The sequence below is a fragment of the Paractinoplanes hotanensis genome (genome assembly GCF_023717965.1).
In the GTDB taxonomy this organism is placed as follows: Bacteria; Actinomycetota; Actinomycetes; order Mycobacteriales; family Micromonosporaceae; genus Actinoplanes; species Actinoplanes polyasparticus.
Map to the genome: position 1 here is coordinate 44,394 of NZ_JAMQOL010000024.1, position 17,547 is coordinate 61,940.

Annotated in this window: 16 protein-coding genes; 9 read left to right on the forward strand and 7 right to left on the reverse strand. The window is 71.4% G+C overall.

Annotation, left to right across the window (positions count from 1 at the left end):
- The first annotated feature begins 380 nt into the window (after positions 1 to 380).
- Positions 381 to 1,742: a glycoside hydrolase family 10 protein gene (locus LXN57_RS19560; RefSeq protein ID WP_251799620.1), complete on the forward strand. Its 1,362-nt coding sequence runs from the start codon at positions 381 to 383 to the stop codon at positions 1,740 to 1,742.
- Complete coding sequence (locus LXN57_RS19565; protein ID WP_251799621.1) at positions 1,739 to 3,037, forward strand: extracellular catalytic domain type 1 short-chain-length polyhydroxyalkanoate depolymerase; 1,299 nt, start codon at positions 1,739 to 1,741, stop codon at positions 3,035 to 3,037. The genes LXN57_RS19560 and LXN57_RS19565 overlap by 4 nt, the downstream gene beginning before the upstream one ends.
- A 197-nt stretch (positions 3,038 to 3,234) precedes the next feature.
- Here LXN57_RS19565 and LXN57_RS19570 read toward each other — a convergent pair whose 3' ends face one another.
- From LXN57_RS19570 to LXN57_RS19595, 6 genes are all read right to left on the reverse strand, one after another.
- Positions 3,235 to 4,056: a polysaccharide deacetylase family protein gene (locus LXN57_RS19570; RefSeq protein WP_251799622.1), complete on the reverse strand. Its 822-nt coding sequence runs from the start codon at positions 4,054 to 4,056 to the stop codon at positions 3,235 to 3,237.
- A 197-nt stretch (positions 4,057 to 4,253) separates the two neighbouring features.
- The gene (locus tag LXN57_RS19575) at positions 4,254 to 5,366 is read right to left on the reverse strand and encodes a hypothetical protein (RefSeq protein WP_251799623.1); all 1,113 of its coding nucleotides are present in this window, start codon (positions 5,364 to 5,366) and stop codon (positions 4,254 to 4,256) included.
- Complete coding sequence (locus LXN57_RS19580) at positions 5,363 to 6,076, reverse strand: TIGR03943 family putative permease subunit (protein ID WP_251799624.1); 714 nt, start codon at positions 6,074 to 6,076, stop codon at positions 5,363 to 5,365. The genes LXN57_RS19575 and LXN57_RS19580 overlap by 4 nt, the downstream gene beginning before the upstream one ends.
- Positions 6,073 to 7,014: a permease gene (locus LXN57_RS19585; RefSeq protein WP_251799635.1), complete on the reverse strand. Its 942-nt coding sequence runs from the start codon at positions 7,012 to 7,014 to the stop codon at positions 6,073 to 6,075. Before LXN57_RS19585 ends, LXN57_RS19580 begins: the two co-directional genes overlap by 4 nt.
- Before the next feature lie 255 nt (positions 7,015 to 7,269).
- Entirely contained in the window at positions 7,270 to 8,427 is a 1,158-nt protein-coding gene (locus LXN57_RS19590; RefSeq protein ID WP_251799625.1) for a 4-hydroxybenzoate 3-monooxygenase, read from the reverse strand.
- A 45-nt stretch (positions 8,428 to 8,472) separates the two neighbouring features.
- Entirely contained in the window at positions 8,473 to 9,192 is a 720-nt protein-coding gene (locus tag LXN57_RS19595; protein ID WP_251799626.1) for an IclR family transcriptional regulator, read from the reverse strand.
- 80 nt (positions 9,193 to 9,272) lie between these two features.
- On the opposite strand from LXN57_RS19595, the gene pcaH reads away from it, so the two are divergent.
- The 7 genes from pcaH (at position 9,273) to LXN57_RS19630 (ending at position 15,286) form a co-directional block, all read left to right on the forward strand.
- Complete coding sequence (gene pcaH, locus LXN57_RS19600; protein ID WP_251799627.1) at positions 9,273 to 9,998, forward strand: protocatechuate 3,4-dioxygenase subunit beta; 726 nt, start codon at positions 9,273 to 9,275, stop codon at positions 9,996 to 9,998.
- The gene (gene pcaG / locus LXN57_RS19605; RefSeq protein ID WP_251799628.1) at positions 9,995 to 10,537 is read left to right on the forward strand and encodes a protocatechuate 3,4-dioxygenase subunit alpha; all 543 of its coding nucleotides are present in this window, start codon (positions 9,995 to 9,997) and stop codon (positions 10,535 to 10,537) included. The genes pcaH and pcaG overlap by 4 nt, the downstream gene beginning before the upstream one ends.
- 10 nt (positions 10,538 to 10,547) lie before the next feature.
- The gene (locus LXN57_RS19610; RefSeq protein WP_251799629.1) at positions 10,548 to 11,984 is read left to right on the forward strand and encodes a lyase family protein; all 1,437 of its coding nucleotides are present in this window, start codon (positions 10,548 to 10,550) and stop codon (positions 11,982 to 11,984) included.
- Positions 11,984 to 13,126: a bifunctional 3-oxoadipate enol-lactonase/4-carboxymuconolactone decarboxylase PcaDC gene (gene pcaDC, locus LXN57_RS48600; RefSeq protein WP_251799630.1), complete on the forward strand. Its 1,143-nt coding sequence runs from the start codon at positions 11,984 to 11,986 to the stop codon at positions 13,124 to 13,126. Before LXN57_RS19610 ends, pcaDC begins: the two co-directional genes overlap by 1 nt.
- The gene (locus LXN57_RS19620; protein ID WP_251799631.1) at positions 13,123 to 13,776 is read left to right on the forward strand and encodes a 3-oxoacid CoA-transferase subunit A; all 654 of its coding nucleotides are present in this window, start codon (positions 13,123 to 13,125) and stop codon (positions 13,774 to 13,776) included. The genes pcaDC and LXN57_RS19620 overlap by 4 nt, the downstream gene beginning before the upstream one ends.
- Positions 13,773 to 14,414: a 3-oxoacid CoA-transferase subunit B gene (locus tag LXN57_RS19625; protein ID WP_251799632.1), complete on the forward strand. Its 642-nt coding sequence runs from the start codon at positions 13,773 to 13,775 to the stop codon at positions 14,412 to 14,414. The genes LXN57_RS19620 and LXN57_RS19625 overlap by 4 nt, the downstream gene beginning before the upstream one ends.
- Positions 14,415 to 14,527: 113 nt before the next feature.
- Complete coding sequence (locus tag LXN57_RS19630) at positions 14,528 to 15,286, forward strand: phosphatase PAP2 family protein (RefSeq protein ID WP_251799633.1); 759 nt, start codon at positions 14,528 to 14,530, stop codon at positions 15,284 to 15,286.
- Here LXN57_RS19630 and LXN57_RS19635 read toward each other — a convergent pair.
- Positions 15,252 to 16,877: an amidohydrolase gene (locus LXN57_RS19635; RefSeq protein WP_251799634.1), complete on the reverse strand. Its 1,626-nt coding sequence runs from the start codon at positions 16,875 to 16,877 to the stop codon at positions 15,252 to 15,254. The two genes, LXN57_RS19630 and LXN57_RS19635, sit on opposite strands and share 35 nt — an antisense overlap.
- Between the last annotated feature and the right edge of the window lie 670 nt (positions 16,878 to 17,547).

A 17,547-nucleotide genomic window follows, 5' to 3' on the forward strand; every position in this document is an offset into this window, starting at 1 on the left:
CCTGCGCAAGCGGCACGGTGCGAACGCGCACCCCACCACCCACCGCACGGTGAAACCCCGGCAAGGCCGGGCCCGAGGGTGCCCACGCCGGGCGTAACTGCTCCTCAGCCTGGCGTGGGCACCCTCGGGCCCGGCCGTCCCAGCGCAAGCAAGCAACATCGCCCCCCGCGAAGGGGAATTCCCCGAAACTTCCGGCAACACAACACAGGCATAACACCAGCCCAGAACCACGAAAGACACAACCAGGGAACAACTGGAAAGAACATTGGCCGTTGTGGATACCGGAACGCGGCGATAATGTCTCGATCGATCCGGGTCACTTTCTGTCGCATCCCCGGGAGCGCTCCCACCGACGCTCCACAGCTCGGAAAGGCACCTCCATGGACCCACGCCCCAGGCGCCGCCGTGTCCTCATCGCTGCCGCAGCCGCCGTTGTGGCTGCTGCCGGTGCGGTCGCCCTTGCCCCGACCGCTGAAGCGGCCACCACCCTCGGCGCGTCCGCCGCCGAGCAAGGCCGCTACTTCGGCACAGCCGTAGCCGCGTACAAGCTCTCCGACTCCACGTACTCCGGGATCCTCAACCGCGAGTTCAACAGCGTCACCGCCGAGAACGAGATGAAGTGGGACGCCACCGAGCCCACCCAGGGCAGCTTCTCGTACGGCAGCGCGGACCAGATCGTGGCCCGGGCCAAGTCCATCGGGGCCAAGGTGCGCGGCCACGCCCTGGCCTGGCACCAGCAGCAACCGGGCTGGGCTCAGAACATGAGCGGCACCGCGCTGCGCAACGCCATGCTCAACCATGTCACCCAGGTCGCGACCCACTACAAGGGTCAGATCGACTCGTGGGACGTCGTCAACGAGGCCTTCGCCGACGGCAGTTCCGGCGCCCGCCGCGACTCCAACCTGCAGCGGACCGGCAACGACTGGATCGAGGCCGCCTTCCGGGCCGCCCGGACCGCCGATCCGGCCGCGAAGCTCTGTTACAACGACTACAACACCGATGGTCAGAACGCGAAGAGCAACGCCGTCTTCGCCATGGTGCAGGACTTCAAGGCGCGCGGTGTCCCGATCGACTGCGTCGGCTTCCAGTCGCACTTCAACGCGCAGTCGCCGCTGCCTTCGGACTACCAGGCCAACCTGCAGCGGTTCGCCAATCTCGGCGTCGACGTGCAGATCACCGAGCTGGACATCGAGGGTTCCGGAACGGCCCAGGCCAACGCGTACGGCTCGGCGGTGCGCGCCTGTCTGGCGGTGACCCGCTGCAACGGCATCACCGTGTGGGGCATCCGCGACTCGGATTCGTGGCGGGCCAGCGGCACTCCGCTGCTGTTCGACAACAGTGGCAACAAGAAGGCCGCGTACACCGCCGCCTTGGACGCCCTGAACGGCGGGAGCACGCCCCCGCCGAGCACGGCAACGCCGCCGCCGAGCACTACCACCCCGCCTCCGGCCGGTGACGGCTGCACCGCGACGGTCTCGGTGAACCAGTGGACCGGCGGCTTCGTCGCCACCGTGAAGATCACCGCGGGCGCCGCGCGCATCAACGGCTGGACCGCCGGCCTCGCCCTGCCGTCCGGCTCGTCGGTCACGAACTCGTGGAACGCGCAGGCCAGCGGCTCGAGCGGCACGGTCAGCTTCACCAACGTCGCCTACAACGGCGGGGTGAACGCGGGCGCCAGCACCGAGTTCGGATTCCAGGGCACCGGCACCGGGCCGTCCACCGCGACCTGCGCGTCACGATGAGAAGGCTCCTGGCCGCTGCCCTGATGGCGGTGGGCCTCGCCCTGGTTGCTCCGGCCGGACCGGCGTCGGCCGCGAGCCTGCAGGAGGTCACCGGCTTCGGCGCCAACCCGACCAACCTGCGCATGCACCTCTATGTGCCGGACCGCGTCGCCGCCAACCCGGCGCTGCTGGTCGCCGTGCATTACTGCACCGGGTCGGGGCCGGCCTTCTTCTCCGGTACGGAGTTCGCCTCGCTCGCCGATCAGCACGGGTTCATCGTCGTGTACCCGTCGGCGACCCGGTCGGGGCAGTGTTACGACGTGTCGACGGCGGGTGCTCTGCGGCACGACAGCACGAGCGACCCGGCCGGCATCGTGTCGATGGTGCGCTACGTGCAGCAGCGGTACGGCACCGACCCGAACCGCACGTTCGTCACCGGCGCGTCCTCGGGCGCGATGATGACCAACGTCCTGCTCGGTGACTATCCGGACGTGTTCGCGGCCGGGTCCGCGTTCTCGGGCGTCCCGTTCGGCTGTTTCGCCACGACCGACGGCTCGATGTGGAACAGCGCCTGCGCCAACGGTCAGGTGAGCCGGACCGCGCAGGCGTGGGGCGATCTGGTGCGCGCGGCCTATCCCGGCTACACCGGCCGACGCCCGCGCATGCAGGTCTTCCACGGCACGACGGACGACATTCTGCGGTACCCGAACTTCGGCGAGCAGATCAAGCAGTGGACGAACGTGCTCGGCGTGAGCGCGACGCCGGTGCTCACCGATTCGCCGCAGAGCAATTGGACCCGTACGCGCTACGGGTCCACGGCAGTGACGGCGCCGGTCGAGGGCATCAGCGTGGCCGGGGTCGGCCATTCGCTGCCGCTGAGCGGGATGGCGCGGCTGGCCATCGCGTTCTTCGGCTTGGATTCGAGCACGCCGACGACGCCGCCACCGACCACGCCGCCACCGACCACGCCGCCACCGACGACGCCTCCGCCGGCCGGCGGAGCGTGCCGGGTGACGACGACGGTGAACTCGTGGAACACCGGGTTGACGGCGCAGGTGACGATCGCCAACACCGGCGGCTCGGCGGTCAACGGCTGGAGCCTCGGCTTCACGCTGCCGGCCGGCCAGACGATCACCTCGGGCTGGAACGCGACCTACTCGCCCGCGTCGGGGTCCGTGACCGCACGGAACGTCAGCTACAACGGCACGATCGCGGCCGGCTCGTCGGTCTCGATCGGTTTCCAGGCCAACCACACCGGGAGCAGCGCGGCGCCGAGTGGCTTCACTCTCAACGGCGCGGCCTGTTCCGCCGCCTGAGCCGCGCGGCCGGCCATCGGGCTAGGCCGGCCGCGCTTTCAGGTGCGGGCGCCGCGACCGGTTTCGTCCCCGGCCGCGGCGCCCATCGGCGTCGGAGTATCTGTGTCGCGGCGCTCATTGGCGTCAGGGCGGCTGGTCGCGGTGCCCGTCGACGTCAGGGCAGCTGTTCGGGTTTGCCGGCTGTGGGGCCGCCGGGGTCAGGGCAGGTAGTCCTCGAGGCGGGCCGGGGTCAGGCCCGCCCGGTGGATCGCCTGGAGGACGGCCAGGAAGTCGTCGGGGAAGCGGTCGCGGAAGTGCATGAGGATGATGTCGCCGGGCTTGACGGCTGAGCCCTCCTGGAAGCGGACCTTGCCCTTGTTGGTGGTCTCCTTCCAGAAGAAGGCGGCCTTCATCCCGCAGTCGTGCGACGCCCGCAGCGTGGTGTGGTCGTAGCTGCCGAACGGGGGCCGGAACAGCACCGGGCGGCGACCGTAGTGCGTCGCCAGCTGGTCGGCTCCGCCGCAGATCTCGTGCTTCTGGGCGGCGTACGACCGGCCCTTGAGGTTGGGGTGGCTGATCGTGTGGTTCTCGATGGTGGCCCCGGCCGACTGCAGCTTGGCGAAGTACTGCGGGTCGGACCGGATGGCGTCGGCCTCGAGGAACAGGGTGACCGGCACGTCGGCCGCCTCGAGCAGCCGCTGAGCGAGCGGGTGCTTGACCCAGCCGTCGTCGATCGTGATGAAGGCGACCTTCTGGTCGGTCGGGATCCGGGAGAACCACCCGGCCGTTCCGTCGGCGGGCAGCTTCACCTTGGGCGCGGCCGGGGGTGGTGGCGCGAACCGGGGCACCCGGGCGCGCAGGTTGGCGGGCAGGTGCGACAACGCGACCGCGCGGGCCTGCGGCCGCTCCGCTGCGACCGCCGGTGCACTGAGAGTTACGGTGGCCGAGGCGCTGGGCGCCGGCCCGGCGGGCCGGTCGCTGCCACTGCAACCAGCGAGAACTGCCATCATTAGAGCCGCCGTCAAGGCCCTCGTCCGCATGCGTGCTCCCTCACGGTAAGTGAGTGTCCTCCGTGAAGACGTGCGGGAGCGGATGTTCGGTGGCGCGGTGTGGGACTTGTCATGACGCCTAGGAGTGCCGCGCGAAGCGCTGCGGTGTTGGAACCGGGTATTCGGGGGGCGCCGCCGGCCGCGATCTTGGGCCTCGCCGCAGCCCCGCCCCAGCTGCGAAGCAGACCCTAGGGCACGGTCCGGAGGTCCAGGGTGTGCCAGGTGATCTCTTCGTCGCCGGCAGTGGTCGACCACCAGAGCATGCCGCCGCGGGCGAAGGCGCCGTCGGCGTCGGGCGCGACGTCGACCGTACGGCCGGTGGTGATGTCATACACGACCAGCGCGGCCGCCCCGGTGAGGTCGGTGTCGGGGCCCGGCTCCGAGAGGATCTCGAAGCGATCGAGGACGGCGACGTCGGTGATCGCGGACTGGGCGGCGCCCCCGGCGATCTTGCGGCGGTCGGCGCCGTCCGGGCGGACGAGGTCGATGCGGGTCAGCGTCTCCTCGCCCATCACCATGGCCCGGCACCACACCGGTCCGCAGGTGAGCACGTCGAGGCCGCTGACGGCGATCTTCACGTCGCGCGACGTGGCCAGGTTACGCAGGCGGGGCTCGCCGGAGGTGCTGCCGTCGTCGACCAGCCACGGCCAGGCCGACTGCGACCACTGACCCTGCTCGGTGCGTACGGTGACCTTTCCGCCGCCGACGGGGACCGAGCGGATCTCGGTGGCCTCGGCGACATCGCCCGGCGCGGCCGCCCAGCGCAGCTTGCCGTCGGCCACCACCAGGTCGTACTGGTTGCCGAAGAACACCGCCCGGCCGGTGTCGGCGGTCAGCGGGCGGGCCGGGCCGCCGCTGCGGTCGGCTGTCCACAGCCGTACGGCCGGAGAGGTGGCGGTCGACTCGGCCCAGAAGATCTGGTTGGGGTCGGCCGTGAACGCCTCGAACTGCGGGTTGTCGCCGAGCGGCAGACGGCGCAGTTCGCGCAGCTGGGAGCCGGAGCGCAGCAGCAGCCGTGACTGGTCGCCGGCCGGCGACGGCGCGGTGCCGACCGCGGTGGTCGCGTCGAGAAAGATCGTCGGCGTGAACAACGGCCCGTCGGGCAGAGCGGCGGGAAGATCGGCCCGTTTCGCGCCGGGCCACACGGACTTCGCGTCGGTGCGAGTCGGCGGCGGAGGTGCGGGCGCGTCGCCGGTGCCGCCGAACAACAGGAAGGAGCCGGCGCCGAGGGCGATCACCAGGGCTGCCGCGGCCGGCCACCGGCGCTGTCGGCGGTCCGGCGCGGGCGCCGTCGGGGTCATGCGTAGGGCTGCTTGGGCTCGGGGATCTCCTGCCACGTGCGTACGTCGAAGTAGGCCACGTCGACGTTGTTGACCGGATCTTTGGCCGTGCGTGCGGTGTAGACGCCGGTGAGCTGGACCCACGTGTCGGCGGGGACGTCGATCGGCGTGCGTCCGTCGAGGCCGACCTTGATGGGGCGGCCGTCGGCGGCGCAGCACGAGAGCACCATGCGGGCCAGCATCGGCGACCCGTCCGGCGCGACGGTGATGAAGCCGGTGAGACTGATTTCGCGCCCGTCGAGGCTCTTGCCCGCGTCGAACAGGGCCCGCGACGCGTAGTCGACCAGGCTGAGCTCGACCGGGTCACCCGCGGGCAACGCCGGATAGTCGGACCCGCCTACCGGTTCGGCGACGACGCTGCCGGCCTGATTGGCCGCGTACGACCCCAGGGCCGGCGGCGCGACCAGCAGCAGCCCCAGCACGGGCAGGATCAGCAGCCACCCCACACTGGGCCCGTGGTGCTCGTGCCCGTGGTCGTCCTCGTCGGACGGCGTCTCGCGGAACGAGTACCAGAGGGTCATGACCGCGGCGGCCACCAGCAACAGCCCGGTCGCGATCAGGAACGGGCGGAGCCCTTCCTTGACGTAGCGCAGGTAGAGGTCGGTGACGGACGCGCGCAGGATCGCGCCGCCGAACAGCAGCAGCACGACGCCCTGGGTCAGTTTGTTCACAGCAGGACCACCCCGAAAGCCGTGCCGATCAGCACCGCCACCACGAAGGTGGCGGGGGCGAAGCGGGAGGCGAACCGGCGGCCGAACACGCCGGTCTGCATCGAGATCAGCTTCAGGTCGACCATCGGGCCGACGACCAGGAAGACCAGCCGCGACGTGAGCGAGAACTGGCTCAGCGAGGCGGCCACGAACGCGTCGGCCTCACTGCAGATCGAGAGCAGGACGGCCAGGACGGCCAGGACGAGGATCGACAGCACGGCGTTGGCGGCCAGACTCGTCAGCCAGGCCTCGGGCACGACCACGTTGATGGTGGCGGCGGCGGCCGCGCCGATCACCAGGAAGCCGCCGGCGTGCAGCACGTCGTGCCGGCAGGCGGCCCAGAAGGCCTGCCACTTGGGCAGGGTGTCGAGCTCGGGCCGGTGCGGCAGCCGGATCCAATCGTTCCTGCCCAGGCGCAGCCACAGCCATCCGATCAGCACCGCCACGACCAGGCTGGCGAGCCCGCGGGCGACAGCCATCTCGGGCCGGCCGGGGAAGGCGATGACGGTGGCGGTGAGGACGATCGGGTTGATGGCCGGCGCGGCCAGCAGGAACGCCAGCGCCGCGGCCGGAGTGACCCCGCGCCGGATGAGCGAGCCGGCGATCGGCACGCTGCCGCATTCGCAACCGGGCAGAACGACGCCCGCCAGCCCTGCCGTCGGCACAGCCAGCGCGGGATGGCTCGGCAGGGCCTTGGCCCAGAACGAGCGCGGAACGAAGACCGCGATCACTGCCGACAGCGCCACGCCGAAGGCCAGGAACGGCGCGGCCTGCACGAGGACCGAGACGAACACCGTGGTCCAGGTCTGCAGCGCGGGCCCGGAGACCAGATCGGACAGCGGGTCGCGCAAGACCACGAGCAGCACGAGCAGCCCGGCGAGGATCTCGAGCTGGCCGATCCGGCGTTCGCCTGTCGACGCCGGCGACGGCGGGCCGGTGTCGAGCTGATGCGAGGGTTCCTCGGCGTCGAGGCGGGGCGAGGACAAGTGAGGCTCCAATGCGGTCGGACGCGCCCCACCATAGCGGTCCCGGTCCGCCTTTCCAGTCCCCGCACGGGCGAATCCACCCGCACGTTGACCTGCGGATATATTCACTTGTGCATACATGCGGCGTGGCCTGCGGGGTACGATCCGGCGCGTACGAGGGAGGGATCCTCAGAACCCGAGCGGAAGACCGGCGTAATTCTCCGCCAGCCCGGTCGCTCCGGCCGTGCTCGTGGTGACCCATCGCAGCTGGGAGAGCTGCAGCTGCGCGTCGAACGGGTCGCCGCCGGCGTGCAGCATGGTCGTCATCCACCACGAGAAGTGCGTGCACCGCCAGACCCGGCGCAGCGCGTCGTCGGAATAGCTGTCCGCGAGCCGGGAATCGCCCTCGCGCAGCAGAGCGACCAGCGCGGCGCTCAACAGCGCCACGTCGGCGACAGCCAGGTTCAAGCCCTTGGCGCCGGTCGGCGGCACGATGTGGGCGGCGTCGCCGGCCAGGAACAGGCGGCCGCGCCGCATCGGGGTCTGCACGTAGCTGCGCATCGGCAGCACGCTCTTGTCGGTGACCGGGCCGGGCGTCAGCTTCCAGCCGTCCTGACCGTGGCCGAGCCGGGTGGCCAGCTCGGCCCAGATCCGGTCGTCGGGCCAGTCGGCCGGGTCGGTGCCGTTGGGCACCTGCAGATAGAGGCGGCTGACGGTCTCGGAGCGCATCGAGTGCAGCGCGAAACCGCCGGGGTGCCAGGCGTAGATCAGCTCGTCGGTCGAGGGCGCGACGTCGGCCAGGATCCCGAGCCACGAGTACGGGTACACCCGCTCGTACGTCTCGGCCGGTGCGGCCGCCGCGCGGGACGGGCCGAACGAGCCGTCACACCCCGCGATGACGTCGGCGTCGAGGCGCTGCCGGGCTCCCGTCGAGTCGATGAAGGTGACGTACGGGTCCGCGTCCACCGAGTGCGGCTCGACCTCCGTCACCTCGTAGTGGACCTCGGCCGTGCCCGCCGCGACCAGGTCCTTCTGCACCTCGGTCTGGCCGTAGACCCACACGCTGCGCCCCGCCAGGTCGACGAAGTCGAGGTGGTGGCGCTCGCCGGGCATCTGCAGATAGATGCCGCGGTGCTCGTGCCCCTCGGCCCGCAGCCGCTCGCCGAGCCCGGCCGACTCGAGCAGTTCCACGGTCGAGCTCTCCAGGATCCCGGCCCGGATGCGCGCGGCCACGTACTCCTGCGAGCGGGTCTCGAGCACCACCGCGTCGACGCCGCCGCGGTGCAGCAGGTGGGCGAGGAGCAGTCCGGCCGGGCCGGCGCCGATGATGGCGACCTGTGTGCGCATGGGGTCAGCCAACGGCAGTGCGGGCCGGGCGGCAAGGCCCCGTTTTCACTCAGCGGAAGCGAGCGTACGGGCGATCCCGCGCGCGGCCACCTGCAGGGCGGCCACGAGCCGGGCCTTGTCGCGGCGCAGATCGGGCACGACGATGCCGAGCGCGGCCACCACGCTGTCACCGCCCACGGGCACGGCCACCGAGCACGCGCCCAGGCTCATCTCCTCGCCGGTGGTCGCGTACCCCTCGGCCCGGACCCGCCGCAGTTGCTCGGCGAGCCGCGCCGGCTGGGTGACGGTGTACGGCGTGATCCGGGTCAGCCGGCCGAACGCCTCGGCGCGGACGGCCTCGGGGGCGTACGCCAGAAGGACCTTGCCCACCCCGGTGGCGTGCAGCGGAAGCCGCGAGCCGACCGCGCTGACGACCGGGACCGAGACGTGCCCGGCCAGCCGGTCGACGTAGAGCACCTCGCACCCGTCGCGGACCGCGAGATGCACCGTGGCCAGCGTGGCCCCGTACAGGTCGTGCAGGAAGGGCGAAGCCGCCTGGCGCAACCCGGACTGCACCGGCGCGAGCAGCCCGAGATCCCACAGCCGGCGCCCGATCACGTACTCGCCCGAGGCCAGCCGCGACAGCGCGCCCCACCGGTGCAGCTCGCCGACCAGCCGGTGCGCGGTGGCCAGCGGCAGCCCCGACCGGCGGGCGAGCTCGCTCAGCGTCAGGCTGCGATGCTCGGGGTCGAACGCGCCCAGCAGGTCGAGCGCGCGAGAGGTCACGCTGGCCGCCAAGGCCACCCCTTCCGTTCAATGGAAGGTAAGTATCGTGGCGTCCGGCGGGCTGGTCTAGCGTCGCCATCGTGACGACCCAGGCGGACATCAATCGTGAGATCGACGAGCTGCGGGGGAGTGGCGGTCCGCAGCCGCGCCGGGACTACCCGCCGTACCGCAGCAGCGTGCTGCGATATCCGACGCGGGACCTGCATCAGGTCGACCCCGAGGGCGTCGAGCTGTGGGCGCCGTGCTTCGGGGCCGCGGACATCGACGACGCCGAGGCCGACCTGACCATCCAGCGCTCGGGGGAGCCCCTGGGCGAGCGGATCATCGTCACCGGACGGGTGACCGACGGCGACGGCCGGCCCGTGCGCCACCAGCTCGTCGAGATCTGGCAGGCCAACGCGTCGGGCCGCTACTGGCATCAGCGCGACCAGCATCCGGCGCCGCTCGACCCGAACTTCATCGGGGCCGGACGCTGCCTGACCGACGGCGACGGCGTCTACACGTTCCGGACGGTCAAGCCGGGCGCCTACCCGTGGCGCAACCACGTCAACGCCTGGCGGCCCGCGCACATCCACTTCTCGCTGTTCGGCACGGACTTCACGCAGCGCCTGGTCACCCAGATGTACTTCCCGGGGGATCCGCTGTTCGACCTCGACCCCATCTACCAGTCGGTCACCGACGCCAAGGCCCGCGAGCTGCTGGTCGCCGCCTACGACCACAGCGTGACCACACCCGAGCGGAGCCTGGGCTACCGCTGGGACATCGTGCTCAGCGGCACGCACCGCACGCCCCTGGAGGAATCGTGAGCTACGCGCCGGGTCAGACCGTCGGACCGTTCTTCCACCTCGGGCTGCCCTTCGAAGGCGGCAACCTGCTGGTCCCGGCGGGACACCCCGACGCCGTACGCCTGCACGGGCGGGTCCTGGACGGCGAGGGAACTGCGGTGCCGGATGCTCTGATCGAGCTCTGGCAGGCCGGCCCGGACGGCCGGGCGCCGCGCGCGACCGGCTCGTTCCGCCGCGACGGCTTCACGTTCACCGGCTGGGGCCGCGCCCAGACCGACGGCGACGGGCACTACTGGTTCTCGACGCTGGCCCCCGGCCCGGCCGAGCCCGGCCGCCGCCCGTTCTTCGCGGTCACGATCTTCGCCCGCGGCCTCACCGACCGGCTCTTCACCCGCGCCTACCTGCCCGGCAGCGAACCGGACGCGCTGCTCGACGGCCTCGAACCGGAGCGCCGCGCTACGCTGATCACCACCCGCGAGCAGCGTGGGCTGCTCTTCGACATCCACCTGCAGGGCGAGGGTGAGACGGTGTTCCTGAGCTATCCCCGGCAGGCCCGATGAGCCGGCGCCGATGAGCGACCTGCTCTGGCCCGGCGACGCCCGCAGCGGCGAGATCTGCACCGACGCCAGCGTGCTGGCCGCCATGCTGCGCGTCGAGTCGGCCTGGCTCGATTCCTCCCCGCTCAGCGCCGCACCCCCTGCTCTGGATGCGCCCGCCTCCGGTTCGTCCGGCTCCGCTTCGCCCGGCTCCGGTCCGTTCGGTTCCGGCTTGCTCGAGCTGGCCGGGCCGGATGATCTGGCTGATCTGGCCGCGGCGGCGGAGGAAGGCGGCAACCCGGTCATCCCGTTGCTCGCCCTGTTGCGGTCGCGGCTCGGCGACGATCCGCGTGCGGCTTCGCTGCACCGGGGCCTGACCAGCCAGGACGTGCTCGACACAGCGTTGGTGCTCTGTCTGCGCGACGCCGCAGCGCGCATCCGTGACGACCTCGCGGCCCAGATCGTCAGCTTGGCCGCCCTGGCCGACCGCCACCGGCACACCGACATGGCCGGGCGCACGCTCACCCAGCACGCGGTGCCGATCACGTTCGGTCTGAAGGCCGCCGGCTGGCTGCAGGGGGTGCTCGACGCGCGTGACCTGCTGGCGGCCGCAGCCGACCTGCCCGTCCAGATCGGCGGTGCGGCCGGAAGCCTGGCCGCCGTCGTCGCCATCGAGGGTTCGCCGGACCGCGCCGTCGCCCGCGTCGCCGCCACTGCCGCGAGACTGGGCCTGCCGCCGCACCAGCCGTGGCACACGAGCCGGGCGTCGTTCACCCGCTTCGGGGACGCGCTCGTCACCTGCACCGACGCGTGGGGCCGGATAGCCAACGACGTGCTGACGCTGGCCCGGCCCGAGATCGGCGAACTGTCCCTGGCCCAGGGCGGCGGTTCGTCGGCGATGCCCAACAAGCGCAACCCGACCCTGGCCGTGCTGGTGCGCCGGGCGGCCCTGGCCGGGCCGTCACTGGCCGCGACCTTGCACACGGCCGCCGCCACGATGGTGGACGAGCGGGCCGACGGCGCCTGGCACGTCGAGTGGGCCACCCTGCGTACGCTTGCCCGCCGCGCAGTCACCGCCGGTTCCCAGACCACTGACATGCTTGCGGGTCTGCGCGTCGACGAGCAGCGGATGGCCGCGACGCTCGCCGCCGCCCGCCCCGGCATCGACGCCGAGCAGCGCAAGTACGGCATGGCCGGCGGCGCGCAGCCTGATGCCGATGCGACCGGCCTGTGGACAACCGGGCCGGCCGGGCTTGACAGCCGCGTAGAGTCCGTTTCCTCTTCCCCAGGGCGGGCGGGGGGTGGGGATGGCCCCGTCGGCGTTCGGGACGGATCTTCGACCCGCGCCGCCTCCGGTGACCCGCTCGTCTCGCCGGGCGGCTCGGCCCGCGGCGGTTCGGGGCGGCGGCCGTACCGTGGCGCTACGGACGAGATCATCGACGCCGCGCTGAAGCGGGCTGGGGAGAAGTGATGCTGACCGCCACCACGATCGTCGACGCGCCCGGACGCCCGCTGCTGCTGCTCGGTCCGTCGCTGGGCACCTCGGCCGAGGCGCTCTGGCGGCGCGCCGCCGAGCAGCTCCAGGGCGGGCACCACGTGGTCGGCTGGGACCTGCCCGGCCACGGCGGCAGCGAACCCGCGTACGGCGGCTTCGGGATCGCCGGTCTGGCCCGCGGGGTCCTCACGCTGGCCGATCAGCTGCGGCCGGGCGAGCCGTTCCGGTACGCGGGCGTCTCGGTGGGCGGCGCGGTCGGGTTGCAGCTGCTGCTCGACGCGCCGGGGCGGGTCGAGTCGGCCGCGCTGATCTGCACCGGGGCCAAGATAGGCGAGAGCACCGGCTGGCGGCAGCGGGCCGAGACCGTCCGGGCCGACGGGGTGCATGCCGTGGTCGGCGCCTCCCAGCAGCGGTGGTTCGCGCCCGGCTTCGCCCAGCGGTCGCCCACGGTGGCGGCGGCGCTGCTCGACTCGCTGCGGGCCGCCGACCCGGAAAGCTATGCGCTGGTGTGCGAGGCGCTGGCCGCGTTCGACGTACGGGAGCGGCTGGGCGAGATCACCACGCCGGTGCTGGCCATCGCCGGCGCCGACGATCTGCCGACGCCGCCCGAGGGCCTGGCCCGGATAGCGACCCGGGTCCGCAACGGCCGGCTGGTGGTGCTCGAGAACGTGGCCCACCTGGCGCCGGCCGAGAAGCCGGACGAGGTGGCGGCGCTGCTCGACGACCACTTCGGCGGCCCGGCCACGCTCGACCGGGTGCGCGAGGCCGGGATGAGGGTGCGGCGGCAGGTGCTCGGCGACGAGCACGTCGACCGGGCCGTGGCCGGCACGACGGCGTTCACCCGGGATTTTCAGGAGCTCATCACCGCGTACGCGTGGGGGGAGATCTGGACCCGCCCGGGCCTGGACCGCCGCAGCCGCTCGATGATCACCTTGACCGCGCTGGTGGCCCTGGGTCACCAGGAGGAGCTGGCGATGCACCTGCGCGCCGCCCGCACCAACGGGCTGACCGACGACGAGATCAAGGAAGTGCTGTTGCAGAGCGCGATCTATTGCGGAGTGCCGGCCGCTAACACGGCCTTCCGGATCGCCCAGCAGGTGCTGGGGGAGCCTTCATGATCGTTTCGGCCGCGGACGCCGTTTCGGTCGTCAAGGACGGCGACACCGTGCTCGTCGGCGGGTTCGGCATGGCCGGGATGCCGGTCGACCTGATCGACGCGCTCATCGAGCACGGGGCGGGCGACCTGACGATCGTCAGCAACAACGCGGGCAACGGGGACACCGGGCTGGCGGCATTGCTGGCGGCTGGTCGCGTACGCAAGGTGGTGTGCAGTTTCCCGCGGCAGTCCGACTCGTGGGTGTTCGACGGGCTGTACCGCGCGGGCAGGATCGAGCTCGAGGTCGTGCCGCAGGGCAACCTGGCCGAACGCCTGCGCGCGGCCGGAGCGGGGATCGGCGCGTTCTTCAGCCCGACCGGGGTGGGCACGCCGCTGGCCGAGGGCAAGGAGTCGCGGGTCATCGACGGCCGCGAATACCTGCTGGAATATCCGATCCGCGGCGACGTGGCGCTGATCCGGGCCCACGTCGCCGACCGGATGGGCAACCTGGTCTACCGCAAGACGGCCCGCAACTTCGGGCCGGTGATGGCCACCGCCGCCGCCGTGACGATCGCTCAGGTGTCGCGGATCGTCGAGGTGGGTTCGCTCGATCCCGAGGTCGTCGTCACGCCCGCCATCTACGTCAACCGGATCGTCGAGGTGCCGAGATGAGTCTGTCCCGCGAGCAGATGGCCGAGATTGTCGCTCGGGACATTCCGGACGGGGCGTACGTCAATCTCGGCATCGGGCAGCCGACGATGGTCGCCGACTTCCTGCGGCCGGACAGCGGCGTCGTGCTGCACACCGAGAACGGCATGCTCGGAATGGGCCGCCCGGCCACCGGCGACGAGATCGACCCCGACCTGACCAACGCGGGCAAACAGCCGGTGACCGAGCTGCCCGGCGCTTCGTACTTCCACCACGCCGACTCGTTCGCCATGATGCGCGGCGGCCACCTCGACGTCTGCATCATGGGCGCGTTCCAGGTGTCGGCCGGCGGCGACCTGGCCAACTGGTCGACCGGCGCGCCCGACGCGATCCCGGCCGTCGGCGGAGCGATGGACCTGGCCATCGGGGCCAAGCAGGTCTTCGTGATGATGAGCCTGTTCGCCAAGGACGGACGGCCGAAACTCGTGCCCGAGTGCACCTATCCGCTGACCGGGCGTGGCTGTGTGAGCAGGGTTTACACCGACGTGGCGACGTTCGCCGTCGAACCGGAGGGGGTCCGGGTCGTCGAGACGTTCGGGATCTCGATCGACGAGCTGATCACCAGGGTTGGCATGTCGCTGGTACCTTCGTCGTTCGATTGATCTTCACGTACGCGTCGCCCGAACGTCAGCCGCCGGCAGTGATCAGTTTCTCACTGTGAATGATTGCCGGGTCTGCAACTTCGGGACGATCCTTGGTCGTCTTGGGGGTGCAGATGAACGGCACATCGGTGCGTCGTGCGGTGCGAGAGTTCGCCCTGGTGGCCGTGCTGTTCCTCGCTTACAAGGCCGGACGGTTTCTCGTCGACGGCCACGTCACCGAGGCGATGAACAACGCCGGGGCGATCTGGCACTTCGAACGGGTGCTGCACCTGCCCAACGAGGCCGGCCTGCAGACCAGCCTGCTCTCGCACGGATGGTGGGTGCAGGCGGCCAACTCCTTCTACGCGTACGTGCATTTCCCGGCCACCGCGGTCGCGCTCATCTGGATGTACGTCAAGAAGCCCGAGACCTACCTGTGGATGCGCCGCACCCTGGCCACACTGACGGCGTTCGCGCTGGTCATCCACGCGGTGTTCCCGCTCGCGCCGCCGCGCATGCTGCCCTGGGCCGGCATCGTCGACACCGGTCGGCTGTTCGGCCCCTCGGTCTACGGCTCGCCCGACACCGACACGCTCAGCAACCAGTACGCGGCCATGCCGTCCCTGCACGTCGGCTGGGCCGTGGTGGTGGCGCTCGCGCTGATGACCACCACCGCCGGCTGGAAGCGCTGGCTGTGGATCGCCCACCCGGTGCTCACGCTGATCGTCGTCGTGGTCACCGGCAACCACTACTGGGTCGACGCGATCGCCGTCCTCGGGTTGATCGTCATCGTCGGCGCGCTGGTGCCGAGACCCGGCGTGGTGACCGTTCCGGCCCAGCGCGTGGCGCCCGCCCCGGTCAGCCGTACACCCGACTACCCGCGACGTAAGTGAACGCCACCGACGCGTCGCCGATCTCGCCGGGCGGCGCGGCGAACGGGTCCCGGTCGAGGACCACGAGGTCGGCCCGGAAACCCGGGCGCAGGCTGCCGGTGTCGTCGAGCCGGTTCACGTACGCCGAACCGGCCGTGTAAGCCGTCAGCGCGGTGCGCAGGTCGAGCGCCTGCTCCGGCAGGAAGCGATCGCGCTGCTGCCCGTGCAGCACCCGGTTGACCGCCACGTGGATGCCCTGCAACGGGTCGGGCGAACTGACCGGCCAGTCACTGCCCCCGGCCAGCCGGGCGCCGCCGCGGTACAGGTCGCCGAACGGGTACTGGCGGGCGACCAGGCTCGGATCCAGGAACGGGATGGTCAGCTCGTCCATCTGCGGCTCGTGGGCCGCCCACAGCGGCTGAAGGTTCGCCGTGGCCCCGAGCTGGGCGAACCGCGGCACGTCGTCGGCGTGCACCACCTGCAGGTGAGCCAGGTGGGGGCGGGTGTCGCTGGGGCCGTTCGCCTTCCGCGCGGCCTCGATCGCGTTCAGGGCGTTACGGACGGCCTGGTCGCCGAGCGCGTGAAAGTGTGTCTGGAAGCCCAGCTTGTCGAGCTCGGTGACGTACCCCGGAAGCGCCTCGGGATCGATGAAGGAGAGCCCGCGGTTGGCCGTCGCGCACCCGCAGGAGTCGCGGTAGGGCTCGGTCATCGCGGCGGTGAAGTTCTCGGCGATGCCGTCCAGCATCAGCTTGACCGAGTCGCAGCGCAGCCGGCCGACGGTGAGACGGTCGCGGTTCGCCAGCAGCTCCGGAATCTGCTCGAGCCCGCGATCCCGGTCCCACCAGAGGGCGCCGACGACGGTCGCGCTCAGCGTGCCGTCCTGCGCCGCCCTCGCGTACGCGTCGGAGACGTCGGCGTACCCGTTGGAGGCGGCCAGCATCGCGTCCTGCCAGGCCGTGATGCCCAGCCCGTGCAGAAGCTCCTGCGCGCGGAGCAGCCCCTCGTACATCTCCGTCTGCGTCATCTCGGGGACGGTGACCAGATCCATCGCCCCCTCCTGCAGAGCGCCGACCGGGTTGCCGTCGGAGTCACGGTCGATGCGCCCGCTGGCCGGGTCGGGCGTGCCGGCGGTGATGCCCGCCAGCTCGAGGGCCCTGGTGTTGACCCAGGCCGCGTGGTGGTCCCGGTTGAGCAGATACACGGGCCGGTCCGGCACCACCTGATCGAGCAGGCGCCGGTCCGGAACCCCGTTCTCGAAGCTCTCCATCGACCAGCCACCGCCGACGATCCACTCGGCGTCCGGGTGCTCATCGGCGTAGCTCCGGATCCGCCGCAGGTACTCGTCGCGGTCGACAGTCCCGGTGAGGTCGCACTGCCCCATCTCGACCCCGCCCATGACGGCGTGGACGTGCGCGTCCTGGAACCCCGGAAGCAGAAGCCGCCCACCGAGCTCCACCACATCGGTTCGGCCGCCGATCAGCTCCCGGATCTCGTCGTCCCCGCCCACCGCGAGGATCCGCCCGTCCTTGACGGCCAGCGCCGACCGGGGCTGAGCCCCGTCCCCGGCCGCAAAGACATGTCCCCCGACGAACACCAGATCAGCGCCAGCCATGACCCTCTCCGTTCCCCGACTTCGATCACCGAACGCCATCTCACCATCAGCACGTCCGCTGACCGGCCCGTCCCGCTCTGCGGCGGCGTCCGAACCAGCGACTGCCGGCCTTGCTAGGGGTGGGCCGCTTCCTTTCCTTCACACCCGACCCCACCCACCGGGGGCGGGCCGAACGTATGCCTTTCGGGCGCCGGGCGCCCCGCTTCATCCACAGCCGGCCGCACCAGCGGCTCGCACCGGGCGCGTCGCCCACAGGCTGCGGCCCGCCCAGTTGCGGGCACAGCAAGGCCGTGCAAGGGACACGGGAGCGACGTGACGCGCGCCATGGGGGGCCGATTTGGCGGTCGGGCGAACAGGGGGTAATGTTTTCCGAGCCGCCAGGGAGACGGGCGAGCGAGCGGGACTCTTCGGAGGCCCGGCGCGGCCGTCCTGGCGGAAACCATGAAGATCCAGCAGGGTTTGAGTCGCTGTGCCGTTCGCGGCCGTGACGGATTCTGCGGTATTTGTGGTGCCCAAACCTTTTCGGTTTCGGCGAAATTCGGGCCTCGACCCGGATTTGGCGAAACGGAAAGCGCCGGGTAAAGTAGTTGAAGTGCCCCGGAGCGGTTGGCCGGGTGTGGTTGTTCTTTGAGAACTCAACAGGGTGCTTGATAAGCCAGTGCCAATTAGT

Coding starts and splice junctions, on each gene's coding strand:
- LXN57_RS19560 (WP_251799620.1), top strand. CDS start 381: ATGGACCCACGCCCCAGGCGCCGCCGTGTCCTCATCGCTGCCGCAGCC.
- LXN57_RS19565 (WP_251799621.1), top strand. CDS start 1,739: ATGAGAAGGCTCCTGGCCGCTGCCCTGATGGCGGTGGGCCTCGCCCTG.
- LXN57_RS19570 (WP_251799622.1), bottom strand. CDS start 4,056: ATGCGGACGAGGGCCTTGACGGCGGCTCTAATGATGGCAGTTCTCGCT.
- LXN57_RS19575 (WP_251799623.1), bottom strand. CDS start 5,366: ATGACCCCGACGGCGCCCGCGCCGGACCGCCGACAGCGCCGGTGGCCG.
- LXN57_RS19590 (WP_251799625.1), bottom strand. CDS start 8,427: ATGCGCACACAGGTCGCCATCATCGGCGCCGGCCCGGCCGGACTGCTC.
- LXN57_RS19610 (WP_251799629.1), top strand. CDS start 10,548: ATGAGCGACCTGCTCTGGCCCGGCGACGCCCGCAGCGGCGAGATCTGC.
- pcaDC (WP_251799630.1), top strand. CDS start 11,984: ATGCTGACCGCCACCACGATCGTCGACGCGCCCGGACGCCCGCTGCTG.
- LXN57_RS19620 (WP_251799631.1), top strand. CDS start 13,123: ATGATCGTTTCGGCCGCGGACGCCGTTTCGGTCGTCAAGGACGGCGAC.
- LXN57_RS19625 (WP_251799632.1), top strand. CDS start 13,773: ATGAGTCTGTCCCGCGAGCAGATGGCCGAGATTGTCGCTCGGGACATT.
- LXN57_RS19630 (WP_251799633.1), top strand. CDS start 14,528: ATGAACGGCACATCGGTGCGTCGTGCGGTGCGAGAGTTCGCCCTGGTG.
- LXN57_RS19635 (WP_251799634.1), bottom strand. CDS start 16,877: ATGGCTGGCGCTGATCTGGTGTTCGTCGGGGGACATGTCTTTGCGGCC.